General features: G+C 74.2%; 28 protein-coding genes, 2 tRNA genes and 1 pseudogene. 16 read left to right on the top strand and 15 right to left on the bottom strand.

Annotated features, from left to right (window positions below; genetic code table 11):
- Positions 1-93: 93 nt before the first annotated feature.
- On the top strand, positions 94-522 hold the full coding sequence (locus GA0070558_RS02620; protein ID WP_091275157.1) for a hypothetical protein: 429 nt from the start codon (positions 94-96) through the stop codon (positions 520-522).
- A gap of 69 nt (positions 523-591) precedes the next feature.
- Positions 592-1,032, top strand: a complete 441-nt coding sequence (locus tag GA0070558_RS02615; RefSeq protein WP_091275153.1) for an Rv0361 family membrane protein — start codon at positions 592-594, stop codon at positions 1,030-1,032.
- A 70-nt stretch (positions 1,033-1,102) separates the two neighbouring features.
- Here GA0070558_RS02615 and GA0070558_RS02610 read toward each other — a convergent pair whose 3' ends face one another.
- From GA0070558_RS02610 to GA0070558_RS02595, 4 genes are all read right to left on the bottom strand, one after another.
- On the bottom strand, positions 1,103-2,728 hold the full coding sequence (locus GA0070558_RS02610) for a hypothetical protein (protein ID WP_091275149.1): 1,626 nt from the start codon (positions 2,726-2,728) through the stop codon (positions 1,103-1,105).
- Between the two features lie 146 nt (positions 2,729-2,874).
- Positions 2,875-3,804 (bottom strand): LLM class F420-dependent oxidoreductase, encoded by a 930-nt coding sequence (locus GA0070558_RS02605; RefSeq protein ID WP_091275145.1) that lies wholly within the window; start codon positions 3,802-3,804, stop codon positions 2,875-2,877.
- A gap of 113 nt (positions 3,805-3,917) precedes the next feature.
- Positions 3,918-4,580 (bottom strand): response regulator, encoded by a 663-nt coding sequence (locus tag GA0070558_RS02600; RefSeq protein ID WP_256091719.1) that lies wholly within the window; start codon positions 4,578-4,580, stop codon positions 3,918-3,920.
- Complete coding sequence (locus tag GA0070558_RS02595; RefSeq protein ID WP_091275141.1) at positions 4,570-6,894, bottom strand: sensor histidine kinase; 2,325 nt, start codon at positions 6,892-6,894, stop codon at positions 4,570-4,572. The genes GA0070558_RS02600 and GA0070558_RS02595 overlap by 11 nt, the downstream gene beginning before the upstream one ends.
- A gap of 377 nt (positions 6,895-7,271) precedes the next feature.
- Here GA0070558_RS02595 and GA0070558_RS02590 point away from each other — a divergent pair, with 377 nt between their 5' ends.
- Positions 7,272-8,444, top strand: a complete 1,173-nt coding sequence (locus tag GA0070558_RS02590; RefSeq protein WP_091275138.1) for an acyl-CoA dehydrogenase family protein — start codon at positions 7,272-7,274, stop codon at positions 8,442-8,444.
- Positions 8,445-8,554: 110 nt separating this feature from the next.
- On the opposite strand, the gene GA0070558_RS02585 is transcribed toward GA0070558_RS02590, so the two are convergent.
- On the bottom strand, positions 8,555-9,127 hold the full coding sequence (locus GA0070558_RS02585) for an FtsX-like permease family protein (RefSeq protein WP_256091718.1): 573 nt from the start codon (positions 9,125-9,127) through the stop codon (positions 8,555-8,557).
- A gap of 837 nt (positions 9,128-9,964) precedes the next feature.
- Between GA0070558_RS02585 and GA0070558_RS34930 the strand changes: the two are divergent.
- Positions 9,965-10,123: pseudogene (locus GA0070558_RS34930) on the top strand (ATP-binding protein); the annotation flags it as partial.
- A gap of 193 nt (positions 10,124-10,316) precedes the next feature.
- Positions 10,317-10,925: a response regulator gene (locus GA0070558_RS02575; protein ID WP_091275597.1), complete on the top strand. Its 609-nt coding sequence runs from the start codon at positions 10,317-10,319 to the stop codon at positions 10,923-10,925.
- 102 nt (positions 10,926-11,027) lie between these two features.
- Here the strand turns inward: GA0070558_RS02575 and GA0070558_RS02570 are convergent, their stop codons facing one another.
- The gene (locus GA0070558_RS02570) at positions 11,028-11,402 is read right to left on the bottom strand and encodes a VOC family protein (protein WP_077938810.1); all 375 of its coding nucleotides are present in this window, start codon (positions 11,400-11,402) and stop codon (positions 11,028-11,030) included.
- 345 nt (positions 11,403-11,747) lie between these two features.
- On the opposite strand from GA0070558_RS02570, the gene GA0070558_RS02565 reads away from it, so the two are divergent.
- The 7 genes from GA0070558_RS02565 (at position 11,748) to GA0070558_RS02535 (ending at position 17,406) form a co-directional block, all read left to right on the top strand.
- The gene (locus GA0070558_RS02565; RefSeq protein ID WP_074474644.1) at positions 11,748-11,993 is read left to right on the top strand and encodes a FitA-like ribbon-helix-helix domain-containing protein; all 246 of its coding nucleotides are present in this window, start codon (positions 11,748-11,750) and stop codon (positions 11,991-11,993) included.
- Positions 11,990-12,418: a type II toxin-antitoxin system VapC family toxin gene (locus GA0070558_RS02560; protein WP_256091717.1), complete on the top strand. Its 429-nt coding sequence runs from the start codon at positions 11,990-11,992 to the stop codon at positions 12,416-12,418. Before GA0070558_RS02565 ends, GA0070558_RS02560 begins: the two co-directional genes overlap by 4 nt.
- Before the next feature lie 140 nt (positions 12,419-12,558).
- Positions 12,559-13,410, top strand: a complete 852-nt coding sequence (locus tag GA0070558_RS02555) for a siderophore-interacting protein (protein WP_091275133.1) — start codon at positions 12,559-12,561, stop codon at positions 13,408-13,410.
- Positions 13,411-13,473: 63 nt separating this feature from the next.
- Positions 13,474-14,412 carry an ABC transporter substrate-binding protein gene (locus GA0070558_RS02550; protein WP_091275129.1) on the top strand — a complete coding sequence of 313 codons (939 nt, stop codon included), beginning with the start codon at positions 13,474-13,476 and terminating at the stop codon, positions 14,410-14,412.
- Positions 14,409-15,458 carry an iron chelate uptake ABC transporter family permease subunit gene (locus tag GA0070558_RS02545; RefSeq protein ID WP_256091716.1) on the top strand — a complete coding sequence of 350 codons (1,050 nt, stop codon included), beginning with the start codon at positions 14,409-14,411 and terminating at the stop codon, positions 15,456-15,458. Before GA0070558_RS02550 ends, GA0070558_RS02545 begins: the two co-directional genes overlap by 4 nt.
- The gene (locus tag GA0070558_RS02540) at positions 15,455-16,531 is read left to right on the top strand and encodes a FecCD family ABC transporter permease (protein ID WP_218106947.1); all 1,077 of its coding nucleotides are present in this window, start codon (positions 15,455-15,457) and stop codon (positions 16,529-16,531) included. The genes GA0070558_RS02545 and GA0070558_RS02540 overlap by 4 nt, the downstream gene beginning before the upstream one ends.
- Complete coding sequence (locus tag GA0070558_RS02535) at positions 16,528-17,406, top strand: ABC transporter ATP-binding protein (RefSeq protein WP_218106950.1); 879 nt, start codon at positions 16,528-16,530, stop codon at positions 17,404-17,406. Before GA0070558_RS02540 ends, GA0070558_RS02535 begins: the two co-directional genes overlap by 4 nt.
- Here GA0070558_RS02535 and GA0070558_RS02530 read toward each other — a convergent pair.
- From GA0070558_RS02530 to GA0070558_RS02520, 3 genes are all read right to left on the bottom strand, one after another.
- Positions 17,336-18,139, bottom strand: a complete 804-nt coding sequence (locus GA0070558_RS02530; protein WP_091275125.1) for a hypothetical protein — start codon at positions 18,137-18,139, stop codon at positions 17,336-17,338. The genes GA0070558_RS02535 and GA0070558_RS02530 overlap by 71 nt on opposite strands.
- A 477-nt stretch (positions 18,140-18,616) precedes the next feature.
- On the bottom strand, positions 18,617-18,910 hold the full coding sequence (locus GA0070558_RS02525) for a type II toxin-antitoxin system RelE family toxin (protein ID WP_091275123.1): 294 nt from the start codon (positions 18,908-18,910) through the stop codon (positions 18,617-18,619).
- Between the two features lie 20 nt (positions 18,911-18,930).
- Positions 18,931-19,215 (bottom strand): type II toxin-antitoxin system Phd/YefM family antitoxin, encoded by a 285-nt coding sequence (locus GA0070558_RS02520; protein ID WP_077938803.1) that lies wholly within the window; start codon positions 19,213-19,215, stop codon positions 18,931-18,933.
- A gap of 344 nt (positions 19,216-19,559) precedes the next feature.
- Between GA0070558_RS02520 and GA0070558_RS02515 the strand changes: the two genes are divergently transcribed.
- Together GA0070558_RS02515 and GA0070558_RS02510 are read left to right on the top strand one after the other, a co-directional pair.
- A complete protein-coding gene (locus GA0070558_RS02515; RefSeq protein ID WP_091275120.1) occupies positions 19,560-19,838 on the top strand; it encodes a type II toxin-antitoxin system Phd/YefM family antitoxin in 279 nt (92 codons plus the stop codon).
- On the top strand, positions 19,835-20,245 hold the full coding sequence (locus GA0070558_RS02510; RefSeq protein ID WP_091275118.1) for a type II toxin-antitoxin system VapC family toxin: 411 nt from the start codon (positions 19,835-19,837) through the stop codon (positions 20,243-20,245). Before GA0070558_RS02515 ends, GA0070558_RS02510 begins: the two co-directional genes overlap by 4 nt.
- A 285-nt stretch (positions 20,246-20,530) precedes the next feature.
- On the opposite strand, the gene GA0070558_RS02505 is transcribed toward GA0070558_RS02510, so the two are convergent.
- From GA0070558_RS02505 to GA0070558_RS02480, 6 genes are all read right to left on the bottom strand, one after another.
- On the bottom strand, positions 20,531-20,845 hold the full coding sequence (locus tag GA0070558_RS02505; RefSeq protein ID WP_077938802.1) for a transcriptional regulator: 315 nt from the start codon (positions 20,843-20,845) through the stop codon (positions 20,531-20,533).
- Entirely contained in the window at positions 20,845-21,285 is a 441-nt protein-coding gene (locus GA0070558_RS02500) for a type II toxin-antitoxin system RelE/ParE family toxin (RefSeq protein WP_091275116.1), read from the bottom strand. The genes GA0070558_RS02505 and GA0070558_RS02500 overlap by 1 nt, the downstream gene beginning before the upstream one ends.
- A 45-nt stretch (positions 21,286-21,330) precedes the next feature.
- Positions 21,331-21,404 (bottom strand) — tRNA-Ile (locus GA0070558_RS02495).
- Between the two features lie 133 nt (positions 21,405-21,537).
- Positions 21,538-22,779 carry an NAD(P)/FAD-dependent oxidoreductase gene (locus GA0070558_RS02490; RefSeq protein WP_091275113.1) on the bottom strand — a complete coding sequence of 414 codons (1,242 nt, stop codon included), beginning with the start codon at positions 22,777-22,779 and terminating at the stop codon, positions 21,538-21,540.
- Positions 22,769-24,883, bottom strand: a complete 2,115-nt coding sequence (locus tag GA0070558_RS02485; RefSeq protein ID WP_077938799.1) for an MMPL family transporter — start codon at positions 24,881-24,883, stop codon at positions 22,769-22,771. Before GA0070558_RS02485 ends, GA0070558_RS02490 begins: the two co-directional genes overlap by 11 nt.
- A 312-nt stretch (positions 24,884-25,195) precedes the next feature.
- Positions 25,196-25,268: transfer RNA gene (locus GA0070558_RS02480), tRNA-Asn, on the bottom strand.
- Positions 25,269-25,553: 285 nt separating this feature from the next.
- Between GA0070558_RS02480 and GA0070558_RS02475 the strand changes: the two genes are divergently transcribed.
- Complete coding sequence (locus GA0070558_RS02475) at positions 25,554-25,982, top strand: hypothetical protein (protein ID WP_077938798.1); 429 nt, start codon at positions 25,554-25,556, stop codon at positions 25,980-25,982.
- A gap of 153 nt (positions 25,983-26,135) precedes the next feature.
- Positions 26,136-26,414 (top strand): hypothetical protein, encoded by a 279-nt coding sequence (locus tag GA0070558_RS02470; RefSeq protein WP_218106946.1) that lies wholly within the window; start codon positions 26,136-26,138, stop codon positions 26,412-26,414.
- Positions 26,415-26,427 lie beyond the last annotated feature (13 nt).

Genomic DNA, 26,427 nt, shown 5'->3' with positions numbered 1-26,427 from the left:
CTCCCGTCACTCGGCGTCATCGGGTCGACACCCGGGCGGCACCGGCGGGCCGGGCACTGGTTGCCCGGGGCGTCGTCGGGGAACCATACGCCCATGAGCAGCTACCCGGATCCCGCCCTGCGCGGCGACGTGTACCCGTCCGAGGAGGAGATCGACCCGACCGGCGTCGGCCCGGACCCGCAGACCGACGCGCCGCTCGGGGCGTACCCGCAGGTCGCCCCGGTCGTCGGGGCGTACCCCGCGCCGTCGCCCGCACCCGGGCCCGCGCCGAGGCCGGCGCCCGGGCCGGTTCCCGCGCCGTCGCCGGGGCCGGCCCCGCGCCCGCCGGTCGAGTCGCACTCGATCGTCACCCACCACCTCGACGGCTCGACCGAGGTGGTCACCGACCTCGACGGCGACGGCATCGCCGACGTGGTGCAGTTCGACCTCGACGGCGACGGCGTCCCGGACATCACCTACCTGGACAGCGACCGGGACGGCCGCCTCGACACCGTCGTCCGCGACCCGCGCCCGACGGGCTGAGGGGCAGCGCCACCGCCGCCTTCCGCCGCCCGGCGCCGGGGCGTTGCCGGCCGTCCCTACCCTCACGGCATGGCCGACAAGGCGAACATGTCCACCCGGGGATTCGAGATCACGCTCTTCGTCGTCGTCGCGCTCGTCTGCTGCGGCACGCCGATCAGCGGCTTCTATCTCCAGCGCAAGGACAAGGCGGACGAGCCGGGCATGCGCGCCGCCAGCGAGGCGTACCTCGGCGCCGCCGTGCGGGGCGACAACGGCACGGCGTACGACCTGCTCTGCGCGGCCGGACAGCGCGGGCGGTCCCGGGCGGACTGGGACGCCACCGCCAGCGCGATCGTCGACCCGACCGGATTCCGCATCACCGACCTCGCCGTCCGGCGGAGCAGCGAAGCCCCCACGCAGTACGTCGTGACCGCCGACATCACCTACCCGGGCCTCCCGAGCAGGGAGGTGCAGTTCCACCTCAAGAAGCAGGACGGCGGCTGGAAGGTGTGCGGCCCGCCGCCGCTGTGACCTGCGCGGGCCCGCGCCGGCCCGCCCCGCCCGGCGCTCCTGCCGGTCACCGGCCGGGCACGCAGATCGGTCACCTGCCCGGCACGCAGACCCGGGCCGTGAACGCCGGGTCCGGCTCCCGGACGTCCGCCCACGCCGGATTGGCCGAGATGTCCAGCGGCGGCGCCTGCCAGGCGGCGGTGAGCCGCTGGATCAGCGTGTACTCGGCCCGGGTCCGCTGCACCGACGCGCCGGCGAGGAAGGCGACCAGGTTGTCCCGGACCTGCGTCCGGTCGAGCAGGCCGCCGTGCACGCCGATGGTCTGGAAGACCGGGATGCCGGTGTAGTCGCCGGGCGGCGCCTCGGCGGCCGTCGTGTACGGCAGGAAGGCCACCATCCGCACGCCGGGCACCGGGCACATGAACCCGTTGCGGTAGAACGGCGCGTCGTCGAGCAGCGAGCGGATGAACGGCTCGTCCGGCCCGTTGCCGGGCCCGCCGCTGAGGCGGACGGGTTCGTAGAGGGCCCGCAGGTACCAGCCGGTGACCAGGCCCCACCCCCGGCGCACGCCGGGCGGCGGATAGTAGGCCCGGCCGGCCCCGATCAGCGGGCTGAACATGGCCAGCGCGTCGACCGCGGGGTGGGGCCGCTCGGCGAGGTAGGTGCGGGCCACGAGCGCCCCCTCGCTCTCCCCGACCAGGGCCACCTTCCGGCCGGTCTGCCGGTGCAGCCGGTCCACCTGGTCGGCGAGCAGCCGCACGCTGTCGGCCATCGAGATCGTGGTGTCCGTCGGCCCGTAGGGCCGGGGCCTGCCGTCGGGGTCCAACCCCCGGTAGGAGAACCACTGCACCCTCGGGTCGTTCGGCTGCTCGCCCCCGTACGCGGAGCCGTAGCCGGCCAGCACGACCACCGCCTGGGTGATCTCCGGTGGCAGCGGCCGGTCGAGCAGCACCTGCTCGGCCCGCAGGCTGGCCGGCACCGCGTCCACCGCCAGCGGGATCAGCACCGGCACGGCGAACGCGACCAGCACCACGAACGGCGTCACGGGCACCCGGGCCCACCTCGGCGGCGGCGCGAGCAGGGCCACCCGGAGGATCCGGATCCACAGCAGCCCGTTCACCACGCCCGCCACGGCGGAAACCGGCACCGTCCACCAGCTCGGCACGCTCCACGCCACCGCGCCGGCCAGCGTGAGCGCCACCAGGTTCAGCAGCGACCAGCCGACCAGCCGGATCGACGGCAGCCCGCCCCACCACACCTTGACCATGGCGGCCCGCTGCATGAACGGGGCGATCAGAAACATCGGCAGCAGCGACGCGAGCAGCACCCAGGACAGCGCCACCACCGACGCGGCCACCGAGATCACCGCCCACGGCGAGACGACGACCGTGACCACCACGGCCAGGAGGAAGCCCCGCCGGAGCATCCAGGGCACCGACGGCATCGGCATCCCCTCCGGCCACGCCAGCCGCACCATGAGGGTGTGGTAACCGGTGCGGGCCAGCACCACCAGCCAGAACGTCGTCAGGAACTCCGGCCACGACTGGTGGTAGACGAACATCCACCGCAGGTCGTGGTAGGTGTCGTACGGCCAGACGGCACCGGTCTGCGGCGCGAGCCCCTCGGCGGCCACGAAGCCCATCGCCACCAGCACGATGGCCTCGACGGTGGGGAACAGGCCGGTGAGGACGAGCAGCCCGACCTGCCTGCGGCCCACGCGCCCCCACCTCCGCCCGAAGCTCCCCTCGCAGGTTCCACCAGCGGGGCCCCGGTGTCAGCGAATCCGGCGAACTCGCCCAGGCGGCGGGCCCCCGGATGGCGGGACCTCCCGCCCCGGTGGCCGGTCCCGCCCGGTGGCGGCCGTCAGAGCTGGGGCATCACCTCGGCGGCGACCAGCTCGACGTGGTCCAGGTCGGCCAGGTCGAGGACCTGGAGGTAGATCCGGCCGCTGCCGGTCTCGGCGTACCGGCCGATCCTGTCGACGACCTCGGCGGGGGTGCCGGCGAGGCCGTTCTCGCGCAGCTCGGCCGGCTCCCGCCCGATCGCCTCGGCCCGCCTGCGCACCTCCGCCTCGTCCCGCCCGCAGCACAGCACCAGGGCGTTGGACCAGTTCATCCCGGCCGGGTCCCGGCCGATCTCCGCGCACGCGGCGCGGACCCGCTCGAACTGCGCGGCCGTCTCCTCGATCGAGACGAACGGCAGGTTGAACTCGTCGGCGTAGCGGGCCGCGAGGCGGGGCGTACGCTTCGGCCCCTTCCCGCCGAGCAGGATCGGCGGGCGCGGCTGCTGCACCGGCTTGGGCAGGGCCGGTGAACCCTGCACCGGGTAGTAGCGCCCGGCGAAGTCGAAGGTCTCGCCGGCCGGGGTCTCCCAGAGCCCGGTGATGACGGCGAGCTGCTCCTCCAGCCGGTCGAACCGCTCCCCCAGCGGCGGGAACGGGATGCCGTACGCGCTGTGCTCCTCGGCGAACCAGCCGGCGCCGATGCCCAGCTCCACGCGTCCGCCGCTCATCTGGTCGACCTGCGCGACGGTGATCGCGAGGGGCCCGGGGAACCGGAAGGTGGCGGCCGTCATCAGCGTGCCGAGCCGGATCCGGGAGGTGTCCCGGGCCAGCCCGGCGAGGGTGGTCCAGGCGTCGGTGGGTCCGGGGTCGCCGCTGACCGCGCCCATCTTCAGGTAGTGGTCGGAACGGAAGAACGCGCCGTAGCCGGCGTCCTCGGCGCAGCGGGCCACGGCGAGCAGCTGGTCGTAGCTGGCGCCCTGCTGGGGTTCGGTGAAGATCCGCAGTTCCATTCCCCGAGCATAGGGAGTGGCAAGGAAGGGCCTCTTGTTAACGCCTCCGGTAGAGAAGGGGACCCTCCTCACGCCCCGGGCCCGCCCCGCGACGCCCACGTCGGGTGGGCGGGTCAGGGCTGGCCGAGGCCGGCCTCGCGGGCCCGCCGGATGGCCTGGCTGCGGTCGGCGACCTGGAGCTTGCCGAGCACGTTGGACAGGTGGTTGCGGACGGTCTTCGGGCTCAGGGTCAGCCGGCGGGCGATGACGAGGTTGCTCAACCCCTGGGCGACCAGGTCGAGCACCTCGCGCTCCCGGTCGGTCAGCTCGGGGAAGGGTGCCGGGCCGCTCGCCCGGCCCCCGGCCAGGAAGCCGATCGCCCGGCTCGCCACCACCGGCCCGAGCAGCACCTCCCCGTTGGCCACCGCCCGGACGGCGCGGTCCACCTCGCCCGGCGCGGCGCCCTTGAGCAGGTAGCCCCGTGCTCCGGCGCGCAGCGCGGCGAAGACGGAGTCGTCGTCGTCCAGCATCGTCACCACCAGCACCCCGGTCCCCGGGTGCCGGCCGACGATCTCGCGGGTGGCCTCCACCCCGGATCGGCCGCCGCCGAGGTGGAGATCCATGATGATCACCTGCGGGCGGGTGAGGTCGGCGACCCGGACGGCCTCGTCGGCGTCCGCGGCCTCGCCGACGACCTCCAGCCCGGGGGTGGACGCCAGCAACGCCGTCATGCCGAGCCGGAACACGGGATGGTCGTCGACGACCGCCACCCGGATCGCCGCCTCGTCACCGACCACGAACGGTCACCTCCGACCCGCCCGACGCGACCCCCACCGGCGGCACACCGCCGACCGGCAGCAGACCGCCCTCCACCCGTGCCGCGCCCACCGGCAGCAGACCGCCATCCACGCGCGGCACGTCCACCGGCAACGGCGCGTCCACCGGCCGCGCAGCACCCACCGCAGCTCCCACCGGCCGCGCAGCACCCACCGGCCCGGCACCGTCGGCCGGGGTCCCGGCCGGGAGCGGCGGGGACGGCGGGAGCTGCGAGGGTGGCGGGAGCCGGTCGGCGGGCACGCGCACGCTGACGACCGTTCCGCCGTCCGGCCCCGGCCCGACCGCGCACACCCCGCCGATCCCCTCGGCCCGCTCCCGCATCGAGAGCATGCCGACCCCGGCCGGGATGCCCGCCCCGATGCCCCGCCCGGCGTCGGCGACCCGCACGGCGAGCCCGTCGGCGTCGCGCTCGACCAGCACCGTGCAGACCGACGCGCCCGAGTGCCGTTGGGCGTTGCGGACGGCCTCGGCGACGATGCCGTACACGGCGGTGGCCACCGGCTCGGGCAGCGGCAGCGGCGGGGCGTCCACCTGCACGACCAGCCCCGAGCCGTCGTACCGCCCGGCCAGCTCGTGCAGGGCGGGGGCCAGCCCGCGCTCGCCGAGGACCGGCGGCAGCAGGCCTCGGGCCAGGTCACGGACCTGCTCGACGCCCTGGTCCGTCTCGTCGCGCAGCCGGTCCAGCAGCCGGCCGGCGGCGGCCGGGTCGACGCCGAGCAGGTTGCGGGCCGCCTGGAGGCCGAGCGCCACCCCGGCGAGGGTGGGGCCGAGGCCGTCGTGCAGGTCCCGGCGCAGCTTGCGGCGTTCCGAGTCGCGGGCCTCGGCCAGCCGGGACCGCGAGGCCACCAGCGCCCGGCTGGTGGCGGCGAGGCTGGCCGCCGAGGCGACCACGGGGGCCAGGTCGACCAGCGCCGATCGGGTACGCCCGTCGAGCCGCTCGCCGGCCCGCGCCCACGCGGTGAGCCGCCCGACCTCCCGTTCGCCCCGCCGCAGCGGCAGCACCAGCGGCTCGCCCACCGGCCCGGTCGAGGCGCAGTGGGCGGTGCAGGGCTCCGGGCCGTCCACCTCGATGCCGCACGCGCCCAGCCGCAGCGAGTCGGTGAGGCTCCGCGCCACCCCGGTCAGCACGTCGGCCGGGTCCTCGCTGGCGCTGATCCGGTCCCCCACGCCCCGGACCACCCCGAGCGGCTCGGCGGCGGCACCGTGGATGAGCCGGTCCACCCGCCGCTGCACCCACCAGCGGCCCGGCTGCACGGCGGCGGCGACGAGGGCCGTGACCAGCACCCCGGGCACCGCCCGGCTGGCCGGGAGCAGGGCGTCCAGGGTGGTCACCCCGACGACGTACGCGGCGACCAGCAGGAACGTCAGCAGGAACCAGACCAGCGTACGGCGGACGGCGATCTCGATCCCCCAGAGCCGCTGCCGCAGCACGACGGCCAGCACGGCGGCCGGGAAGAACGCCTGGGCGGCCAGCATGCCCGTCGGGGGCAGCCAGGGCGGCACCAGGTGCGCCCGGTCGGCGGGCAGCGCCACCGGGGCGAAGCTCACCGCGAGCAGCGCCGTGCCCACGGCGAGCCAGCCCAGTCCGACCCGTTCGGTGGTCGACGCGACCCGCCGCCGCCACAGCAGCCCACCGGCGGCGATCAGCCCGAGCACCGGCACCAGGGCGGCGAGCACGGGCAGGACCAGCTCGACCAGCGTCGCCCAGCCGGCGCTGCGGATCGGCAGCGGCACGTCGGAGCCGGTGGCCCCCGGGCCCGGCCAGGTGAGCTGGCACAGCTCGAAGGCGGCCACGACCGCCGCGCCCGCCGTCACCGCCACCCGCGCCGGCACCGGCAGCCGCCCCTCCCGCACCAGCCACGGCAGCACCACGATCAGCGACAGCATGCCCGGCGCCCAGCCCCAGTGCCGGGCCGAGGTGAGCCAGGTGATCTCGGGCAGCCCGGGGTGCACCCGGAGCAGGTCGGCGTACTGCGCGCCCAGGGCGGAGAGCCCGCCGCCGATCCCGGTCACGGCCAGCAGCCACGCGACCGGGTGCCCCCGGCGCAGCAGGACCAGCCAGGCCACCGTCCCGTAGACGGCGCAGTCGGTGAAGTCGACGAGGAAGTAGAGCTGGGCGAGCCCCCACGGGCGGTGGGCCAGCGCCCAGCACAGCGCGGTGCCGGTGAACAGCAGCGCGCAGGCGACGGCGACGGCCCGGGCGGCGACCGGGCGGCGGTGGTCGTCGCCGACGCTCGGGACGGGGCGGGCACGCGGCGGCGGGTCGGCCAGCATGACGTGATCCTGTCAGCCGCGTCGTCGGTTGCCGATGGCCCGTTGCTCCAGGGCGGATGTCGGTCCCGCGACAGTCGCCCGCCGGCCGGCGGGGACGGGGTGGGCGCTGACGGACACGGAGACCTCCGGGCTGACGGCTCGTGGGCGTGGGCCGGCGGGTCGCGGTGCGGGCGACGGCCCCGGCCCGTCGAGCATCCCGGTCCCGGTGTCCCGGCCGCCTGGTGCGTGCCGTCCCGGTCGGTCGGGAACTTCTGCCGTACGCCGCGGGCCCGGCCCGCCGGTACCGCTGTCCCTTCCCGCCGGGACGCCGGGCGACGCACCGTCTGTGCCGTGGCGTCGCAGGGACGTCGCGTGCCAGGTGTGACCAGGAGGCGGCAGTGGACGACCAGGACCGGATTCGCTTGATCGACGCCGTGCGGGAGCTGGCCCCGGAGCTGGCCCGGCGGGCGGAGGAGATCGAGGCGGCCCGGGGGCTGCCCGTCGACCTGCTCGACCGGCTGCGGGCCGCCGGCTGTTTCCGGATGTTCGTGCCGCGCAGCCACGGCGGGTACGACGCCGACCCGCACACCGGCCTGGCGGTGCTGGAGGCGCTGGCCCGCGCGGACGGGTCGACGGGCTGGACGGTGATGATCGGCGCGGAGACCCCGCACCTGCTGGCGATGCTGCCCCGCGACCAGTTCGACAAGCTGTACGCCCACGGCCCCGACGTCGTGGTGGCCGGCGGCTTCGCCCCGCAGGGGCGGGCGGAGCTGGCCGACGGCGGTTTCCAGGTGACCGGGCGGTGGGCGTTCGCCAGCGGGTCCCGGCACGCCGACTGGATCTTCGGCAACTGCGTGCTCACCGGCGACGGTCAGCCGCTGCCCGGCCCGGCCGGCCAGCCGGTGGAGGTCCGCTCGATGCTGCTCCCGGCCGGGCAGGTGACCGTGGAGGACACCTGGCACGCCCTCGGGCTGCGCGGCACCGGCAGCCACGACGTGCGGGTCGACGCCGTCTACTGCCCGGTCGAGCGGAGCTTCGACCTGTTCACCGGCGTGCCGTGCGTGCCGGGGCCGGGTTTCGTCGCGCCGCTGGCCCAGTTCGTCCTGCACCTGGGCGCGGTGGCCGTCGGGATCGCCCAGGGCGCCCTGGACGACACGGTCGCCCTGCTCGACGGGGGCCGGCGGCGGCTCTACGCCCGGCAGCCGCTGGCCGACTCGCCGGCCTTCCGGGAGCGGCTGGGCCGGGCCGACCTGCACGTCCGGGCGGCCCGGGCGCTGCTGCGGTCGCTGGCCGACGACCTGTTCCGGGCGGCGCACGGCGGCGGGCCGGCCGCGTTCGCCGCGTTGCAGCCGCGCATCTCGGCCAGCCTGCCCTGGGTCACCGAGGTCACCGCCGCCGCCGTGGACGCCTGCTACCGGGCGACCGGGGGCGGCGCGGCGCGGGACTCCTCGCCCGTGCAGCGCCGCTTCCGGGACATCCACACGTTCTCGCAGCACGCGGCGGCGGCCGAGGGCTGGCTGGGCAACAACGGCAGCCAGCTGCTCGGCCGCCCGGTCGAGCTCGCCTACTGACCCCGGGGCGGCGGCCACGGCCCGACCGCACCGAGGGCGGCCCGACCGCACCGGAAGCGGCCCGGCCGGACCACGATCGGTCCGGCCGGGCCGAGCAGGGCCGGGCGGGGTCAGTCGCCCGCGCCCAGGGCGACCACCGGGCTCACCCGGGCCGCCCGGCGCGCCGGCAGCAGCCCGGCGAGCGCCGTCGCCACCGCGAGGGCCAGCACGACCCCGGCGAGCTGCCCGGCCGGGAACTCGACGGGCGCGTCCTGGCCGAGCGCCGCGACGGTCAGCCACGAGTACGGCCACGCCAGCAGCAGGCCGAGGGCCGCGCCGAGGACGCCGTACAGGCCCGCCTCGACCGTCAGCATCGCCCCGAGCCGGCGACGCGACATCCCGACGGCCCGCAGCAGGCCGGACTCCCGGGTGCGTTCCACCACGGACAGTGCCGTGGTGGTGCCGACGCCGACCACGGCGACGACCACGGTCAGGCCGAGCAGGGACAGCAGCACCCCCAGCAGCGCGTCGAGCCGGCCGTCCAGCTCGTCGCGGTCGTCGGCGGTCACCACGATGCCCACCTGCTGACCGCCGGCCGCGCGCAGGGCCCGCACCGCCGCCGTCCGGGCCCGGTCGTCGTCGCCCGCCACGTCGGCCAGCAGCCCGGTCGGGCCGGCCGGCACGCCGAGCCGGTCCAGGTCCACCGGGTCGACCAGCAGGCCCGCGCCGACCGGGGTGTTCGTCGACCGCCGCGACGGCCGCCGTGGGGTCGGGATGGTGCGTCGTCATGTTCTCCTCCACCTCCGGTGCCGGTCACCGGACGCCGCAGAGCCTCCCGGTGGCCGGGCCGCCGGCGCATCCGTCCGGGGTCGGGTCCGCGCCCGCCGGCTCCGACTTTCGGCAGATCCGCCGGGCCGGCCGGGTGGCTACGGTGGGGGCGATGACCGGAACCCTCAGCGGCGGGTGGCGGCGGGCCGGCCAGGCCGTCGCCCTGGCCGGCATGGCGCTGCTCGGCCTCGTCGACGTCGTCGGCGGCCGGATCTTCCCCGTCGCCGGCACCCTGGCCGTGCCGGCCGCGCTGGCGCAGGTCGCGCTGGCGGTCGCCACCGCGGCGGTGTGGTTGCCCGCGCACCGGCAGGGCTCCCGCCGGCTGGCGGCGGCCGGCGGCGCGGTGGCGGCCTGGTCGCTGGCGACGACGGCGGCGTACGCCCTCCTACGCGGCACCTATGGCCTGGACGGCCGGGTGCCGGTGCGGGAATCGGCCCACCTGTGGGGGCTGGCCGAGTCGGTCGGGCTGCTCGGGGTGGTCTTCGTGCTGGCCCGGCGGGCCGCCCCGCTGCCGGCCCTGGCCGCCGTGGCCGCGACCGGCCTCGCCGCCGCCGCACTGCCGCTGCGCGCCGAGGTCGACGCCGACCACCTGATCATCGGCATGGCCTACGCGTTGCTCGCGGCGGGGGCCGCCGCCGCCGGCGTTCACCGCCGCCGGCCCGGTCCCGGCCCACCTGCACGCCGACGGGCCGCTCGGGGACCTGCCGGTCGAGGTGACCACGTCGGCGTACCGGGTGGTGCTGGAGGCGCTCACGAACGTCCGGCGGCACGCCACCGGGGCCCGGCGGGTGGACGTGCTGGTCAGCCGTACGCCGCAGTGGTTGTCGGTGCGGGTGGCCGACGACGGGCGGGGGCAGCGCGGCGGCCGGCCGGGATACGGGCTGACCGGGCTCACCGAGCGGGTGGGTGCGCTCGGCGGCCGGCTGCGGGCCGGGCCCGGCGTCGACGGCGGATGGGTGCTCGACGCGGCCCTGCCGCTGGGCGGCGGGTCGCCTGCCGGGCGGGGCCTTACCGGCCCGGCGGCGCGGGGGCTCACGGGCGGGGAGGGTGGCCGACGACCAGGCGATGGTGCGTACCGGTTTCGGGATGATCATCGGCGCGCAGCCGGACATGGAGCTGGTCGGCGAGGCCGGCGACGGCGTCGAGGCGGTCGAGCTGACCCGCCGGCTGCGGCCCGACGTCGTGCTGCTGGACATCCGCATGCCGAGGCTGAACGGGCTGGACGCGCTGCGCCGGCTCGCCGGCCCCGGCGTCGTGGACCCGGTGCGGGTGGTCGTGGTGACCACGTTCGACCTGGACGAGTACGTGCACGCCGCGCTGCGCAACGGCGCGTGCGGGTTCCTGCTGAAGGACTCCGGCCCCGCCCTGCTGGTGGAGGCGGTCCGGGCCGCCGTCTCCGGCGAGGCCCTGATCAGCCCGTCGATCACCGTACGGCTGCTGCGGCACCTCAATCCGCCGGCGCCGGCGCGCCCCGACCCGGCGGGGCTGTCGCCCCGGGAGCTGGACGTGGTGCGGCTGGTGGCGCGGGGCGCGACCAACGCGGAGATCGCCTCGAGGCTGTTCATCTCCGTCGGCACGGTCAAGACGCACCTCGGCAGCGTGCAGGCGAAGCTGGACGCCCGTAACCGGGTGGAGATCGCCGCCTGGGCCTGGGAACGCCGCCTGGTCGGCTGACGGCGACCGTCGCCGCCGCACCGGCACGCCGCGGCACCCGAACTCATCGGTCGCCCGGGCCGACGGCCGGGCGGTGGACAGGCCGCCCGGCCGCAGAACCGGCTACAGGTACGGGCGGGTGATCAGCTCGATGGCGTGGCCCGCCGGGTCCTTGAAGTAGACCCCCCGGCCGCCGTGCTCGGTGTTGGTCTCGCCGGGGCGGCGCATCTGCGGATCGGCCCAGTGCTCGATGCCCTGCTCGCACAGGCGCTGGTACGCCCGGTCGAACAGGTCGTCGTCGACCAGGAACGCGTAGTGCTGCATCTGGATCTCCACCGGCGGCTCGGCGAACTGGAGCAGCACGCCGTCGGTGAGCTGGATGTTGGTGAACGGGCCCCAGGACGGCGCTTCCGGCAGCTCCAGCAACTGGCGGAAGAACCGGGCCGACTCGGCGCGGTCCCTGGCGGCGATGATGGTGTGGTTGAACGTGACTGACATTCGGTTGACCTCGCGGTGCTCGACACGGATGGGGGCCTGCGGTGCACAGGCCGCCGGGAGGTCCGCGTGCCGAGCCTGGAGGGTGCCCTGCCGGCACCCGCCGTGCGGTCAGCCCTCCACCGGATCGCCGATCCGTGCGTGGCGAGATGCCGGTCCGGTGTTCACGATCGGTGACGCTACTTGAGGCGTATCGCCACCGCAAACATGATCCCCGCTACGGCATCCGTCCGGGTCTGGGCAGCCGCCCGTTCGGCCTGCGCAGGTCGCGGTGCCGGCCGGCGGAGGCGGGGCCACCCGGCGCCGGGTGCTAGCATTGCTCTCATGACCCAGGTCGGAGGATAAGCGATGGCAGCCCTCAGCATCAGGGATCTCGACGACGCGGTGCGGGAGAAGCTGCGCATCCGCGCCGCGCAGCACGGCAAGTCCATGGAAGCCGAGATCCGGGACATCCTCACCGCGGCCGTCGCCGAGGACACGCCAGCGACCGACCTGTTCAGCGCACTCGCCGAGCGCTTCGCCCGGCTGGGCGGCGTCGACCTGGAGCTGCCGTCGCGTTCCACCTCACCCCGCGCCGCGAGCCTGCCCGAATGATGATCGTTCTCGACACCAACGTCGTCTCCGAACTGATGCGGGCCGAGCCCGCGCCAGCGGTGCTCACCTGGCTCCGACAGAGGTCAGGCGCCAGCCTCCACACCACGGTTGTCACTGTCGCCGAGATCCGCTACGGCATCGCTCGGCTGCCCGAGGGCCAGCGTCGAGAATCGCTGCACCAGGCCGCCAACGAGATCTTCGCCGCCTTCCCTCGACAGGTGCTGCCCTTCGACCTCGCGGCAGCCAGCGCCTACGCCGACGTGGTCGCCGGCAGGGAAAGGCTCGGCCGCCCGATCGACGGGTTCGACGCCCAGATCGCCGCCATCTGCCGAGCCCAGGCCGCCACCCTCGCCACCCGCCACATCAAGGACTTCGCCGATACGGGGATCGGAGTCATCGACCCCTGGCAGGCCACGAACGCCTGAGACCACCGCCCTGCCGCGCCGGGTTGGGCACGGCTCGGTGCGGCGGCGCACGCGGCACGCCGTACGACAAGCCGGCCCGCCCGTACCACGCAGCACCGGCTCGACGAGTCGCCGGTCAGGTTAGGCTAACCTTTGTCGGCATGTCGACCTTCCGCAACTCGCCCAACGTGCTGTTCGAGACAACCGTGGCGGCGACCCGGCGACTGTCGCCCGGGTTCGTCCGCGTCACGCTCGGCGACGAACGACTGCGGGAGCTGGCCCCGCACCAGCTCGACCAGCGCATCAAGATCATGCTGCCGATCACCGGCGACTACCCGGCCGGGCTGCGGGCGGGGCTGCCCGAGCAGGGGTGGCGGCGCGCGTGGCGGTCCACGCCCGACCGCGAGCGGCCCCTGCTGCGCAGCTACACCGCGTACCGGACCCAGCCGGCGGCGGGCGAGCTGGACCTGGACTTCTACCTGCACCAGCCGCACGGCCCGGCGAGCGGCTGGGCGGCGAGGGCCCGACCGGGCGACCGGCTGATGCTGTCGGGTCCGCACGTCCGGGCCGGCCAGCCCGGGTACGGCGTGCAGTGGGAGCCGGGGCCGGCGACGCGGGTGCTGATCGCGGCGGACGAGACCGCGTACCCGGCGGTGCGGGGCATCCTGCCCAGCCTCGGGCCGGGGGTGCGGGCGACGGTCCTGCTGGAGGCCGGCGTCGCGGCGGACGCCGCCACCCTCGACGACGTGACCGCCGGCCACTCGATCCAGGTCGGGTTGCGCAGCGGGGCCCGGGGCGGGACGGTGCTGACCACCATGGTGAGTGACTGGTTGGTCGAGCACGGCGCGGCGGCAGCCGGGGCGGGGACCGACTTCTACGCCTGGGCGGCCACGGAGAGTAGCAGGATCGCGGACCTGCGTCGGCTCTTCGCCGAGGCGCGCATCGACCCGGATCGGGTTCACACGCAGGGGTACTGGCATGATCGCCCGGCCCGCGAGGAGGCAGAAGATTAGGTTACGCTAACCTAATCCCGCCGCCCTGGCATCACCATAAGTCACCAGACGGGAACCTGCACCATGCGCTCGACACCCCCTCGAACAGCCCGCCGACGCCTCCTCGCCCTCGCCGTCGCCTCGACGACGGCGCTCGTCGTGGCCGCCTGCGGCTCCGCCGACTCCGACCCGGCGGGCAGCGTCGGTGACACCAGAACCGTCGAGCACGCGCGCGGCAGGACCGACGTGCCGAACAAGCCGACCCGGGTCGTCGTCCTCGAACCGGTCCAGCTCGACACCGCCATCGCCCTGGAGATCACCCCGGTCGGCGCGGCCGTGCTCAGCGAGGCCGCCGGCGTGCCCAGGTACCTCGGCGACAAGGCCGCCGGCATCACCACCGTCGGCACCGTCCAGGAACCCAACGTGCAGAAGATCGCGGCCCTCAAGCCCGACCTGATCATCGGCACCGAGTCCCGGCACTCCGCCCTCTACGACCAGCTCACCGCCGTCGCCCCGACCGTGTTCATGGCGTCCCAGACCGACCCGTGGCAGGACAACGTCACGTTCACCGCCACCACGCTCGGCGGGGCGGAATCCGCCGCCAAGCTCCTCACCGGCTACCAGCAGCGGTGCGCGGAGATCGCCGGGAAGTTCGGCACCGCCGGGAAGACCGCACAGCTCATCCGGCCGCGCGACGGCGTCCTCACGCTGTACGGGCCCACCTCGTTCGCCGGCAGCACGCTGGAGTGCGTCGGCTTCAAGACCCCCCAGCGCGACTGGGAGAACTCCATCTCGGTCGACATCTCCCCCGAGCGGGTGCTGGAGGCCAAGGCCGACCACGTCTTCGTCACCACCGTCGACGTCAACGACCGCAGCACCATACCGGCCTCGGTCGACGCCAACGCCGCCGCCTTCCCCCGCCTGCACCTGGTCGACCAGTCCTTCTGGATCACCGGGGTCGGCACGGTCGGTGGACAGGCCGTCCTCGACGACCTCGAACGCATCCTCGCCGCGTCGAATTGACCACCACCACACCCGCACGCGCGGCACCGCCGACCACCGGCCGTGCCGCGCGTCGCCGTACCATCTGGCGCTGGCTGGCCGGGGCGGTCGCCGTACTCCTGGGGTCGGTGGTGTTGTCGGTCTTCGTGGGCGCGAACCCGGTGCCCCCGGCGGACGTCTGGGGGGCGCTGCGGGGCGCGGGCAGCGACACCGCGCAGTACGTCGTCTGGGGACAACGCCTGCCGCGCACCCTCGCCGGGCTGCTGGTCGGCGCCGGGCTCGGGGTGGCGGGCGCCCTGATGCAGGCGTTCACCCGCAACGCGCTCGCCGAACCGGGCATCCTCGGCGTCAACGCCGGAGCCGCCGCGTTCGTCGCCGCGGGCATCGCCTTCCTCGGGGTCACCTCGCCGGCCGGCTACATGTGGCTCGCCCTGCTCGGCGCGCTCCTGGTCGCCACCGCCGTGTACGCCGTCGGGGGCGCGGCGGACCTGCGCGCCACCCCGACCCGGCTGCTGGTGACCGGGGTGGCGACCGGCGCCGTGCTGGCCGGCCTGACCACCGGGATCACCCTCACCCACCCCGACACCTTCGACCGGATGCGCGGCTGGAACGCCGGCAGCCTGCTCGAACGCGACGCCGCCGTGGTGCTGCCGGTGCTGCCGCTGATCGTGGCCGGGCTGCTCGCCGGGCTGCTCGCGGCCCGCAGCCTGAACGCGCTCGCGCTCGGCCCCGACCTGGCCGCCGCGCAGGGCGTCAGCCTCGTCCGGACCCGGCTGCTCGTGCTGGGTGCGGTGACCCTGCTCGCCGGCGGGGCGAGCGCCATCGCCGGGCCCATCTCGTTCGTCGGGCTCGTGGTGCCGCACCTGGTGCGCTGGGGCGTCGGCACCGACCAACGCCGGATCCTCGCCGGCTCCCTGCTGGCCGGCGGGGTGCTGGTGCTGCTGGCCGACGTGGTCGGCCGGATCGCCGTGCTGCCCAGCGAGATGCCGGTCGGCATCGTCACCGCGTTCGTGGGCGCGCCGGTGCTGATCGCGCTGGCCCGACGGCGACGGGCGACCGCGCTGTGAGCGCCGGGAGCCGGCCGGTCCGCCGCACCGCCGGAGGCCGCCGGCTGGTGCTCGGCACCGACCGCCGGCACGTGGCCGTCGGCGTACGCGAGGCCGCCGTCTGCGCCGCCGCCGCGCTCGTCGTCGCGACGCTGGCGGTGGTCGGCCTCTGGCTGGGCGACTTCCCGCTCCGCGTCGACGAGGTGCTCGGCGTGCTCGGCGGCCGGATCGGCGGGCTGACCCGCACCGTCGTGCTGGAGTGGCGGCTGCCCCGCGTCGCCGCCGCCGTCGCCTTCGGCGCGGCGCTCGGCGTCGCCGGGGCGATCTTCCAGACCATCACCCGCAACCCGTTGGCCAGCCCGGACATCATCGGCCTGGCCAACGGCTCGTTCTCCGGAATGCTGATCGCCCTGCTGCTGCTCGGCGGCGGCTGGCACCTGCTGATGCTCGGCTCGCTCCTCGGCGGCCTGCTGGCCGCGCTGGCGATCTACCTGCTCGCCTACCGGGACGGCCTCTCCGGATTCCGGTTCATCGTCGTGGGCGTCGGCGTCTCCTCGATGCTCGCCGCCACCAACACCTGGCTGCTGCTCCGGGCCGACCTGGAGACGGCGCTCTTCGCCGCCGCCTGGGGCGCCGGTTCCCTCAACACCGCCACCGCCGAGGTGGTCTGGCCCGCCGCCGGGGTCGTCCTGGCGCTGCTGGCGGTCACCCCGCTGTGGGCGGCGGCCCTGGCCCAGTTGGAACTGGGCGACGACGTCGCCGCCGCCAGCGGCGTCGCGGTCGACCGGAGCCGCGCCATCCTCGTCCTGATCGCGGTCGCCCTGGTCAGCGCCGTCACCACCGTCGCCGGCCCGATCTCCTTCGTGGCCCTGGCCGCCCCGCAGATCGCCCGCCGGCTCGTCCGGGCACCGGGCCTGCCGCTCGCCGCCACCGCCGGGGTGGGGGCGGTGCTGCTGCTCGGCGCCGACCTGGTCGCCCAGCACGTGATCCCGCTGACCGTGCCGGTGGGGGTGGTCACGGTCACCCTCGGCGGCGGGTACCTGCTCTGGCTGCTCGTCCACGAGATCAGGAGGACCAGATGGTCGACCAGCTGAACGCGCGGCTGCGGGCGGAGAACGTCACCCTCCGCTACGACCAGCGGATCGTCAGCGAGGAACTGTCGTTCGCGGTGCCGGACGGCTCGTTCACGGTGCTCATCGGGCCCAACGCGTGCGGCAAGTCGACTCTCCTGCGGGCCCTGTCCGGGCTGCTCCGCCCCGCCGCAGGCCGGGTCCTGCTCGACGGATCGGATCTCGGCGGCCTGCCGGCGAAGGAACGCGCCCGCCGGCTCGCATTGCTGCCGCAGACCATGACCGCGCCCGAGGGGATCACGGTGCGGGAACTGGTCGGCCGGGGCCGCTACGCCCACCAGCGGGTGCTCCGCCGCTTCTCCCACGCCGACGAGGAGGCCGTCGAGTCGGCGCTGGCCGCGACCGGCACCACCGAGCTGGCCGACCGGCGGGCCGACGAGCTCTCCGGCGGGCAACGGCAGCGGGCCTGGATCGCCATGGTGCTGGCCCAGGAGACGCCGCTCGTCCTGCTCGACGAGCCCACCACCTACCTGGACGTGGCGCACCAGATCGACGTGCTCAACGTGCTGCACCGGCTGGTCACCCGGGGCCGCACCGTCGTGGCCGTGCTGCACGACCTCAACCACGCCGCCCGCTACGCGACCCATCTCGTGGCGATGCGCGACGGCCGGATCGTGGCCGAGGGCCCGCCCGCCTCGACGGTCGACACCGGGCTCGTCACCGAGGTGTTCGGGATGCCGAACCAGGTCGTCCCCGACCCGGTCACCGGAGCGCCGCTCGTCGTGCCGGCCGACACCCGGGAGCCGAGGTTCCCCGGCAGGCCGCACGCTACCTCGCGAGGAGTTCCAGGAGCGGTCCGTCCGCCTGAGCAAGGGTCGGTGGGCCGGCCAACGGGCTGACCAGGACACTTCGGCAGTGGTCGAGTTCGACGTACAGCTCGCCGCCCGTGCCGTCGCCGGCCCGCAGCACGGCGAACCTGTCGGCAGCGCCCACGCACCGTCCGGCCGGAGGCAGCGCGGCCAGCACCCGCAGCAGCGCCTCCCGTTCCGAGGGCGGGAGGGACCGCCCGTACGCGAACGACCCGGCGGGCTTACTCGTGCCCTGCTGGTCTGCCGGCACGCGGAACACACACAGCCGCAGCGGTGCGGTCGGCGGGAAGGGCGGCACGATCCGACCGACTCGTGGCCGGCTGCCCTGCTGACCGGTTTCGGTGGCGACCATGTCCGACCAGGACTGACCGCAGCCCGAGGCGGCCGCCCCGGCCGACTCGATCTCCCGCACCACGGTCCGGGACGTGATGCTCAGTCGTAGGCTCCGGACCGCCTGCTGGACCTCGGGGAGGGGCTTGCCGCAGCCGTCGACCGGCAGCCCCGGTCTGATCCACCGGCCTGACACGTCGAACAGCAGCAGGTTGGGCACCGACGGGAGTTCCAGGGTGCAGGCGTCGGTGGTGGGCTCGCCGTCAGGCAGGCGCAGGGCGGCGAGCAGGCCGGTCAGCTCGGTGGAGCGCCCCTCGGTGAGGACCAGGTCCGTGCCGCCGTCAGGGCGGCGGGTCGGCTCCTGTCGGCAGAGGACCGCCGCCGTGGCCGGGAAGCCGGTGCCGAGGCGGGGCAGGGTGAGAGCCTCGGTCAATGGGCCAGCGAAAGCTTCGGGCGCGTCGACCGCGCAGGAGGTCCAGCCTGACTCGACCGCCGGCGTTCCGGTTGTCCGGGCCACCGGTGGAGCCGGCCGCGAGTCGGCTGGCGGCCCGGCGACCGCGCCGCACGCCGCAAGCGCGGCCACGGCCACCACGACGACGACCTCGCGAACGACAGCGCCCATGTCATTCCCCAACGATCCGCCGCGCCGAGCCGTTGCGCGGAGTTGGACGACGATCACCCGCTGGATGGTTTCCGTCGCCGCGATCGCCACCTGCCAAGGAAGCAGGACTGCCTGTAGCAAGCCCCGGCCAGAACTGACCCAGGAGTCCACCACACCACCACGATCGCCGGCGATCCCCTGCCAGTGAGTTCAGCCAGCTCGCAGCGCTGCTATCCCAGCTACGGAGTCACGCCGCCGCCGTTGCACCAGCGGCGGCACGCCCGGACATGGCCACTCGTGAAGGGCGTCCTACCAACGGTAGGCGTCGCGCCGGTGGCGGATCGAGTGGATCTCCACGACTCGTTTCGGCTCGTTGATCCGGTAGACGATCCGGTAGGTGCCACGCCGGGCGGAGTGGAAGCCGTCGAAGGGTTCGTCGAGAGGCTTGCCCACCCGGAACGGGTTGATCGCGATCGCCCGCTGGATGGTCTCCGTCGCCGCGATCGCCACCTCCAGCGGCAGGTCCTCGTGCAGGTTGCGACGAGCCTGACGGGAGAACATCACCGTGTACGGGCTGAGCGGTTCGTCTGCGTGGTCGTCCATCCGCCTGCCTCCCGGAGGCATCAGGCCGCCCTGCTTCGACGCCGCTCCAGCTCGGCACGAACCTCGTCCACCGAGAACGTGTCGCCGGCCGCGAAATCCTCCCGCGACTGGCGCAGGTCCGCGAGGGTCTCGTCGTCGGACAGCAGGTCCAACGTCTCCCGCATCGACTCGTACTCGGCCACCGAGATCAGCATCACGTCGGCCCGGCCGTTACGGGTGATCGTGAAGTGATCATGCTCCCTGGCGACCCGGTCGGCGAGCTCGGCAATCCGGGCCTTGGCTTCCGTGATCGGAATGGTCTCCATGTCGACCACTTTAGCGACCGGTCAGGATCATGGCCAACGCGACCGCTCATCCCGACGACCACGGCTCGCCGCCATGCTGGACGAGCGCACTGGGCCGGAGGCACCACGATGCGAACCACACCGCCACGATCACCGGCGGCCCACTGCCCGTATGTTTGCCCAGTTCACGGGCGTCGGAAGGTGCTCGATGACCTCATCGGGCACGATGATCCCGACCCCAACCAGCCCAACCGCCAGCCGGTCGCCATGACCTGGGCCACTTCGACCCCCTCTGGTCGGCAACGAGACAGCCCTGATGACGCCAGAAGCTGGAGCGGTAGAACATCTCGTTCTACACTTTATTCATGGAGCGCATCGGTGTCCGGGAGCTGAACCAGAACACGAGCCAGGTGCTGGCTCGGGTGAGCGGCGGCGAAACCGTCGAGATCACCGATCGCGGGCACCCAATCGCCCGACTTGTTCCAGTAGGGGGCGACCGGTCGATGCTAGCCAGGCTGGTAGCTGCGGGGCGGGCCGTCGCCCCGACCGGCGGCGGTCCTGTTCCGCTTCCGCCGCAACTCGGTGACGAGGATGTGGACGTAGCCGCCACGCTCGCCGCGATGCGGGACGAGGAGCGCTGGTGATCTACCTCGATTCCGCCGCCGTCGTCAAGTTGGTTCGGCAGGAGGCGTGCAGTGCTGACCTCGTCTCCTGGCTCAACGCTCACGACGACGTGCCGCTGGTCTCCTCCGCACTCGTCGAGGTGGAAGTGCCCAGAGCGTTACGCCGGTCGGCTCCGCAAGCCTTGATCGGCGTGCCGGCGGCAGTCGGACGGCTCTTCCGACTGGAGATCGACAGCACGATCCGCGCAACCGCGGCCGCGTTCGATGAGCCGAACCTGCGTAGCCTCGACGCCATCCACCTGGCCACCGCCCAGCTTATGACCAACGAGTCCGGAACGGCACTCATCGCCTTCGTCACCTACGACCGACGACTGCTCGAACACGCCAAGGAAGCAGGACTGCCTGTAGCGAGCCCCGGCCAGAACTGACCCACGAGTCCACCACTCTGGGTGTGCAGCACGGCAGCAATGCCACGGCGTCGGCCGTGGCCTGCGGCTTCGTCGCGCTGACCCCTCCGTTCGGGTATCCGTTTCGGTGGGCCGGAGGTGCCACCATGCGAACCACACCGCCACGATCGCCGGCAACCCGCTGCCCCTAGGTCTGCCCAGCCTGCGGGCGCCGAACGGTGCTCGATGATCTCGGCTTGCCGACCGGTGCGGGTCACCGGAACGACTCGCCTCGTCGTACGTGATGTCGGCCGAGGCGCGCGGGGATCAGGCGATCTGACGGAGGTCGCTGCCGTAGTCGAAGATGATCCGCATCCGGGCACCGAGCGCTCGCGCGTACCGGCTGAGGGTTGCCACCTCGTTGGCGTCCAGGTCGCCGTTTTCGATCTGGCTCACCCGACCGGGCGTGACTCCCATCAGCTCGGCCACCTGCCGCTGGGTGAGACCGAGACGCTTGCGCTCCTCGGCGAGGTGGAACGCGCTGACCCACGCCTCGGTGCGGGCGCGCTCCACATCGAGCGCGTCGTCGTCCCCATCGTGCAACTCGGCGCGAATGTCGTCCCAGTCATGGAAGTCGACCATCAGCCCTCCCTCCGTTTCCTCTCGAAGGCTAGCCAACCCTCGTAGGCGACCTCGGCGATCGGGATCGCGTTCTCGTACCACCGCGTCCAGTCTCCGGCCTTGTTGCCGGCGACCAACAGCACCGCCTGCGACCATGGATCGAAGACGAACAGAAGCCGGATGGCGACGTCGCGGCCGGATCTCGGCCGCAGCTCCTTGAGGTTGCTGATGCTCGAACCCCGGAGAGTGTCGACCAGCGGACGCCCCAGACCCGGACCGGTCTCGGCGAGCATGTCGATCGCTGCGTTCACTGACCGGTACGCCGCCGGGTCGGTCTGACGCAGGGCCCGTAACCAGTCACGGACATCGCCTGTCGTCCTGATCGCCCAGCGGTGGGCTGGCCCATTGGTCACGGGACAACTATAGCTCAGGCTATACACGCCAGGCCGTGCTTCACTCATGCGAACCGTGGAAGCACAGGTCAACAGCGAGATCATGTTACGCGGTGGGGCGGACGGGACTCGAACCCGTGACCGAGGGATTATGAGTCCCCTGCTCTAACCCGCTGAGCTACCGCCCCGCAACCGCGCCGGATCGTAACCCGGCCGGCGATCACCGGCCAGCACGAAACAGCCCCACCCGCCGGCAACCGATCGATGATCCAGCACGATGGGCAACGCGAGGATAACAGCACGCAGCCGTCCGCGACGGCCTCAGCCCTGGACGCGCAGCTCGGCCAGCACGGCCCCGGCGGCACGCCAGCCGCTGGCCAGCGCGCCCTGGATGGACGGGCTGTCGCGGTGGTCCCCGGCGACGAAGAGGCCACCACCGAGCGCCACCGGTTTGCGCAGCCGGCCCTGCGGCGGGGGCGCGGCGGGCAGCGCAGCGGGGACCTCGACCGTGGTCAGGTGCTCCCAGTCCGCCGTGGGGCGGCCGTAGAGGCGGGCCAGCTCGGCGCGGACGACCGGTTCGGGCGGGACGGACGGGCCCACCACGGAGGTGGCGACGAGGTGCCGCCCGGCGGGCGCGTACGTGGGCGCGGCCTGGCTCAGCACGACGGTGTTGGCGACCAGTTCCCGGCGGTCGCCGTCGACGAGCAGGATCGGCTCGTCCAGGGGCGGGGTGTCCGTGGCGTGGTAGTAGGTGGTGTAGGCGTGCATGCGTACCCGGCCGAGGGCCGGCAGCAGCGTGCCGGCGGTGGGCGGGTCGACGGCGACGAGCACGGCGCGGCAGCGCAGCTCGCCGGGCTGCGTGCGTACCCGATGAGGGCCGACCTCGGCGACCGGCGTGCGCAGCTCGACCAGGTCGGCGGGCAGCGGCGCGGCGATCGCCCGGGGCAGCGCACCCATCCCCTGCGCGGGCACGCCGACGCGCCCCCGGGCGAACGAGCGCAGCACCATCGCCAGCACGTGGCTGGAGGTCTCCAGCGCCCGGTCGACGAGCACGCCGGACAGGAAGGGCCGCAGCAGTTCCTCGATGATCGCGTCGGAGAGGCCGGCGCGGCGCAGCGCCCCCTCGGCGGTGGTCTCGGGGGCGTCGAGCAGCCGGCCGGGCGGCAGGGTGGCGCAGCCGGTGGCCAGCGCCGCGAACCGGAGCCGGTCGCGCAGCGAGCCGACGTCGGCCAGCGCGGTGCCCGCCGCCCCGGCGGGCTCGCGCAGCGGGTTGACCAGCCGGGCGACGGCTTCGCCGCGCCGGACCAGCACCCCGGGGGTGAACCAGCCCAGGTCGAGGGTGGCCAGGTCCAGCAGCGTGCCGAGCCGGGGGTACGCGGTGTTGAGCACCTGGAAGCCCCGGTCGATCAGGTACCCGTCGATCGTGTCGGTGGCGACCCGGCCGCCGAGCCGGTCGCCGGCCTCCAGCAGCCGCCAGGACACGCCGGCGCGGTGCAGCCGGCGGGCCGCGGCGAGGCCGGCGAGGCCGCCGCCGACGATGACGACGTCGGGCTCAGCGGGCATGACGCGCCTCCCGGTCCGTGCGGCTCAGCCGGCCGGGCCACCAGATCCGCGCCCCGATGTCGTACGACAGGGCGGGCACCAGCAGCGAGCGGACGACGATGGTGTCGAGCAGGACCCCGACGGCGACGGCGACGCCCAGCTCGACGAGGACGACCAGGGGCAGCACGGCGAGTGCGGAGAACGTCGCGGCGAGCACGATGCCGGCGGAGGTGATGACGCCGCCGGTGACGGCGAGGCCGGCGAGCACGCCGGGGCGGGTGCCCCGGTGGACCGATTCCTCGCGGACCCGGCTCATCAGGAAGATGTTGTAGTCGATGCCGAGGGCGACGAGGAAGACGAACGCGAACAGCGGGAACGACTGGTCGACGCCGGGGAAGTCGAGCAGGTGCCGGAAGATCAGCGCGCACAGCCCGAGGGTCGCGAGGAACGACAGCACCACGGTCGCGATGAGCAGCAGCGGGGCGAGCAGGGCGCGCAGCAGCAGGGCCAGGACGACGGCGATCACCAGCAGCACCACGGGGATGATCACGTTGCGGTCGCGGGCGGACGCGTCGGAGGTGTCCACGTTGATCGCGGTGAACCCGCCGACGACCGTGTCCGAGCCGGGTACGCCGTGCACGGCCTCGCGCAGGTCGCGGATGGTGCGCTCCGCGCCGTTGCTGTCGGGCGGGTCGGCGAGGGTGGCCTCGAACTCGACGCGGCCGTCGACCACCTTCGGTGGGGCGTTCGGGTCGGGCGGGCCGGCCTGGCTGCCCTGGGTGACGGGGCGGACGGCGGCGACGCCGGGCACCCGCTGGGCCACCTCGGCGACCTGCTGGGCGCTGGCCTGGTTGGTGAAGATGGTGGCCGGGCTGCCGGTGCCGGCCGGGTAGTGGGCGGCGATCACGTCCTGGCCGGCGACGGAGTCGGTGCGCTGGGTGAACAGGTCGGTCTGGCCGAGGGTGGTGACGCCGAGCTGGGTGAGGCCGATGGTGAGCAGGGCCAGCACCGCGGCGGTGGCGAGCCAGACGACCCGGGCCCGGCGGGCGACGAAGCCGGCGATGCGGCTCCACAGTCCGTGCTCGGTCTGCGGGTCGGCCTGGTCGACGGCGGGCCGGCGCGGCCAGAACGCCCAGCGCCCGCCGAGCACGAGCAGGGCGGGCAGGAAGGTCAGCATGACCAGCAGGGTGGCGGCGATGCCGATGGCGGCGATCGGGCCGAGCGCCCGGTTGGAGTTGAGGCTGGACAGCAGCAGGCAGAGCAGGCTGAGGATGACGGTGCCGCCGGAGGCGATGATCGCCGGGGCGGCGCCGCGCCAGGCGGCCCGCATGGCGTCCCAGGGGCGCCCGTGCCGGTGCAGTTCCTCCCGGTAGCGGGCGATGAGCAGCAGCGCGTAGTCGGTGCCCGCGCCGAAGACGAGGACGGTGAGGATGCCCTGCGCCTGCCCGTTGAGCTTGACCACGTCGTGGTCGGCGAGGAGATAGACGAAGACCGCCGCGAGGGCGTACGACGTGCCGGCGGCGAGCAGCGGGAAGATCCACAGCACCGGGCTGCGGTAGACGACCAGCAGGATGACCAGCACCACGCTGAGGGTGACCAGCAGCAGCGGGCCGTCGATGGCGCCGAAGACCTCGATGAGGTCGGCGAGCAGCCCGGCGGGCCCGGCGACGTCCACGGTGAGGCCGTCGCGGTCGCCGCCGGCGATGGCGCGCAGTTCGTCGACGACCTGCCCGATCCGCTCCCCTTCGGCCTCGTCGATGGGGACGACCACCTGGAGGGCCTGGCCGTCCTGGCTGGGGACGGGCGGCGGGATCGGTGTGACGACGCCGGGGACCTGGGCGAACCGGGCGGCGTCGGCCGCGGCCCGCTGCCGGTCGGCGTCGGTGATGCCGGTGGTCCGCGCGTAGACGACGAGCGCCGGGGTGGTCTGCCGGTCGGCGAACTCGGCGGCCAGGTCCTGCGCCCGGGTGGCCTCGGCCTCGGCGGGCAGGAAAGAGGCGTTGTCGTTGGTGGAGACCTCCCCCAACTTCCCCGCGTACGGCCCGGCCACCCCACCGACGACCAGCCAGCCGATCACGACCAGCGCCGCGACCAGCGTGGCGGTGCCGCCCCGTCTTCCGGCCATCCCACCCACCCACCTCTTGAATCGACGCAGCGATCGACGCAGCGGGAGTCTAAGTCGACATCGACCATCCTGCCGGCCGAACGCGCCCAGGCGGGCGGAAACGGCCCCGTTACCCCCGCCGGGCCACCGCCGTCGCGGGCCGCGCGCCGCCCCTCACACTCGCTCGCCGGGCGCGCGGGGCTTCGCGGGGTGAGAGCGGGGTGAGAAGGGAACCCTTCTCTACCGCAGGCGTTAACAAGGGGCCCTTCCTTGCACCAAGCACGCATGCGAGAAGGCCCGCCGGCTGTGGCCGGCGGGCCTTCTCGCTGTTTGCTCCCCCGTTTGGACTCGAACCAAAAACCTGCCGGTTAACAGCCGGCTGCTCTGCCAATTGAGCTACGGGGGACCGCTCATCGCCCGGATCGGATCTCTCCGACACCCTCGGCGACGGCACAAGAGTACAGGATTCACCCGGGGTTTGGTCCAGGGGGTTCCGACGCGGGGCGCACCGGCGCCGGGGGTGTCCGAACCGCCCGGCAGGCGGACAATTCGCCATCCGGGCACAACCAGGTATGAGCGCGGTGGAGGATGGGTAGTTAGCTGCCGACAGAGGACGTAGGCGCGAGATGCTCGTCGCCCACGGGGTCCACCCCGGGGAGGCGACGGCGCGTCAGGTACGGAAGGAGCCGCCATGCGCGGAAAGATCATGTTTCTTGGCGGGCTGGCTGCGGGATTCGTCCTGGGCGCCCGTGCCGGCCGGGAGAAGTACGAGGAGCTGGTCGTCCGGGGCCGCAAGGTGCTCGACCACCCGACCGTCCAGGAGGCGGCCGGCGTCGCGCAGGCCCAGGCCAACCGGCTCTACAGCGAGGGCAGGGAGAAGCTCAGCCAGTCGAAGATCGGCGAGAAGCTGGGCAGCAACGGCAGCAGCGGGGGCGACAGCGGCAAGCACGAGCTGACCGCCGCTGACAAGCCGTTCGCGGGCACCCCGGCGACGGTCGGCGCGAAGGCGGGCGGGGGCCCGTCGGGCACCGGCGCGTCCGGGTCGACCACGAGCGGGTCGGCCTCCGGCCCGGCCCGGACGAAGCCGTCCGGCACGGGCACCAACGGCAGCACTCTCTGACTCACGGTTAGCGACGGGCCGGCCACCTTCGGGTGGCCGGCCCGCTTGCCGTGCCGGCGGCGCACCCTGCCGCACCGGGCCGCCCGCCTGCCGTGCCGGCACGCCTTGCCATGCTGGGCCGCTACCGGGGCGTCAGCCCAGCTCATCCCACTTTTGCTGACGCCAAGCCACATCGGCACCGGCTCCGACCCGACCAACAGCAACTACAAGGCCGACTGGGACGCCGCCGCCGAGTGGTGGAACATTCTCGGCGAGATGGCCGCCTCGCGCGGGCTGAAGCTGTACACCCACAACCACGACGCGGCGTACAACTTCCTGCCCGACAGCGGCCCGCTGGACGACCTGGGCCGGCCGACCCGGTCCTCCGGCATCCGGAAGCTGGAGTACTTCTTCGCGCAGACAGCCGACCCGAGGGGGCCGCGTCCGGGGTGACCTCGCACTCGTT

Source organism: Micromonospora haikouensis (assembly GCF_900091595.1).
Classification (GTDB): Bacteria; Actinomycetota; Actinomycetes; order Mycobacteriales; family Micromonosporaceae; genus Micromonospora; species Micromonospora haikouensis.
The sequence above is the reverse complement of the archived record's forward strand: the minus strand, read 5'-3'. Positions and strand labels throughout refer to the sequence as shown.